Genomic DNA, 2,828 nt, shown 5'->3' with positions numbered 1-2,828 from the left:
GCGTTCCTGCTGAACACCGGGGACCAGGAGAACCCCGTCTCGCTCGTGACGATCAGGACCCTGATGGCGACTCTCACAGAGGTGAACCACCGGCTGCTCGTGGCGTCGCAGGCAACGAGCCCCGAGGGCTGAGAGCGCAAGCTACGCCCCGAGGTCGGGGCTGTGTCGTGTCGAGGCGACACAGACGCCGCCACCCTGATGAGAACTCGGCGCCGACACGTTCCCGCGAACTGCCTGGCCTCCACGTCGTCGCTCGCCAAGATCCGCCCGAACCTACCCGTCACGACACCGGTGCGGGCCTCCCGGCCTGGGCTGCTGCGACCGACGAGGACGTGAGACTGATGGGGGACGAGGCCGCACCCCTCGATCCGAGACACAGCGACAACGCGAGGTCGGGCGGACGAGCCGCGTCGAGCTCACAGCACGTCGGCGTCAGGACTCCCCTACCCTGCACCCATGACGCCCGCGCCTGCGCCCCCGACGGCCATTGCCGGGACGGACTGGGCGACCCTCGGCACGATCTTGGGGATCGCGATCGCGATCGCGGCCATCGTGATCGGCGTGTGGGCCACGCGCCGCTGGGGGACCCGCCGCAACCACCTGCGGGTCGACTACCGCGTGCGTCCGCTCCGTCCGTTCCGCATGCAAACCGGACAGGGTGTGGAGGTCATCGAGCCAAACCCCCCTATCCAGTTCGACGTCGAGTTGCGGCTGACGAACCGCGGTCCGCAGGACATCCTGCCGGAGCACTTCGACGGTCGAGAGCTTCGCTTCGGGTTCGCTCCGGGGCGGCTTCATCCCGGGCGGGTCGTGAGCAATCTCGACTCGGGCGTGCTGGTCCTCGACGAGCATCACGCATGTCTCACGCCCACCCGCATCGGCGTAGGAAAGAGCCTGCACTTCATGGTGCGAGTCGTCGACTCACGTCCGGACCTCTGGGTGCGGACGCCTCTGGCGAACGTCCGAGTGAGCAGGCGACGCCACCGCGACGTCGACGCATCTCCTATTGGGGGCTTCACGCTCTCCGGGGCCAACAAGTGGCTCCGCTCACGCGTCTCGGACCTCTGAGATCGGCCACCCGTGGCGCGGCGACCATTGAAGATCATCCTTCGCGCCAAGGCACTGGGCGTGACTCCTGACTGCGGGGTCGGGTGCCCTGCGACAGCCGCTGCGCCGCTGCGCCGCGCAGTGTCGGCGCCCGCGGGAAGGGCTCGTTGCACTGGCCTGCGAGGATCCCGCCACCTTGGTGAGAATCGGGCTACGACAGGTTCCTACGAAGCTGCAGGTCGGAACACCAGGCATCCGTCAAGTACCGCAGGTTCCTACACTTCTCCAGCGCGCTCTATGCAGAGCCGAACTGAAACCCGAGCCATCGACCCGCCCGCTGCCGACGGGCACTCGGCAGAGTTCAGCAGAAGAGGTCCGACGCCGCATCGTCGGCGGAACCAGGGATGATGAGGCTCCTATACCTACCCGCGTCTCGCACGCCCTGGACTACACCCTCGGCGGCGGGGCTCGGCGCTCCGCATCATGGGCTCTGCCTCGCACCAGGGCCGTCCGCTCCCGAGGCAACCGTGCGTAGCCGGAACGCGCCGTCCGACATGACGATGGCACGAGCACGAGCCTGTCCTCGCGTCGCTCCCATTTCGCGCATCCTCTCGCCGATAGGCTGCGAAGGTGCTCAGCATGCGCGAACGCGCGGCCGCCGATCGATCGAAAGTAGGACCCTGTGCCCGTAGCCGATCTCCTGCCCGACGAAGCGATCACGCTCGACCCACCGGCAAACACATCGGGCACAACGTCGTCGGATGCTGACATAGTCGATCGTTATGTCCGAGGCGAAGTCCGGATCGTCACCGATCAGGCACGAACTCAGCTGGCTGAGTTGCCGCTCGTTCTACAGAGTGGACGCTACAAGCTCCAACCAGATTACCAGCGGCGCCATCGTTGGAGCGCCGCAAAGAAGTCGCGACTAATTGAGTCATTCATAATGAACGTACCGGTACCGCCAATTTTCGTCTACGAGTACGAGTACTCGAAGTACGAAGTGATGGACGGGCTCCAGCGACTTACAGCCCTCTGGGATTTCTACCAAGACAAGTTTGAACTCACCGATCTGGAATACTGGCCGGAACTGAACGGGCGGAAGTACTCCGGCCTCCCGCTGCAGTTACGTCAAGCCATTGATCGACGCCACATTTCGAGCATCGTTCTGCTGTACGAAACCGCGAACGATAATGCGGTTGCGCAACATCTCAAGGAACTCGTCTTCGAGCGTATCAATAGCGGTGGAGTCACCCTGAGCGCCCAAGAATCGAGGAACGCGCTCAGCTCCGGTCCCCTCAATTCGGTTCTGCCACGACTGGCCCGCACACCTGAGTTCTGCCGCGCATGGGGCATACCCGAACCACTTCAGGGTATCGACGACCTCGAGCGAGACGAGGTTCTCACAGATTCTCGGTTCCAGAGCATGGATGACGTGGAGATGGTGCTTCGCTTCTTTGCGCACCGCCAGCGCGGCCTCGAAGGCGCCCCCCGAAGGCTGAAGGCGTTTCTCGATCAGTACTGGGAGGTCGCCAATAGGCAGTTGACGAAAGAAACCGTAGAAGCCATCGGAGAAATCTTCAAGCGGACGGTTAGACTCGTCTTTGCGGTCCTCGAAGAGCGCGCTTTCTTTATACGCAGAGAGCGCGGGGGAAGCCGTGGCTGGGTGCCACGACCCACTCTGCTCGCCTACGACTCAGTAATGTCTGCATTTAGCCAACGACTCGACTTTGCCGACGTTCTTGTTAGCCGCAAAGATACGGTTCTCCAAGGTCTGGAGAAGC

General features: G+C 63.6%; 2 protein-coding genes. Both read left to right on the top strand.

What is annotated here, in order from left to right; translation table 11 throughout:
• The first annotated feature begins 456 nt into the window (after positions 1-456).
• Positions 457-1,068: a hypothetical protein gene (locus Cph01nite_RS18815; protein ID WP_203676566.1), complete on the top strand. Its 612-nt coding sequence runs from the start codon at positions 457-459 to the stop codon at positions 1,066-1,068.
• A 661-nt stretch (positions 1,069-1,729) separates the two neighbouring features.
• Positions 1,730-2,828, top strand: a 1,099-nt coding sequence (locus tag Cph01nite_RS18810; RefSeq protein WP_203676565.1) for a DUF262 domain-containing protein, incomplete at its 3' end; no start/stop codon positions are given.

This window comes from Cellulomonas phragmiteti, assembly GCF_016862775.1.
GTDB classification, from domain to species: domain Bacteria; phylum Actinomycetota; class Actinomycetes; order Actinomycetales; family Cellulomonadaceae; genus Cellulomonas; species Cellulomonas phragmiteti.
Note: the sequence above shows the minus strand (reverse complement) of the source record. Positions and strands in the feature narration are given on the sequence as shown.

Bases quoted from the DNA above. Each gene is read 5' to 3' on its own strand.
- Cph01nite_RS18815 (WP_203676566.1), top strand. From the start codon at position 457: ATGACGCCCGCGCCTGCGCCCCCGACGGCCATTGCCGGGACGGACTGG.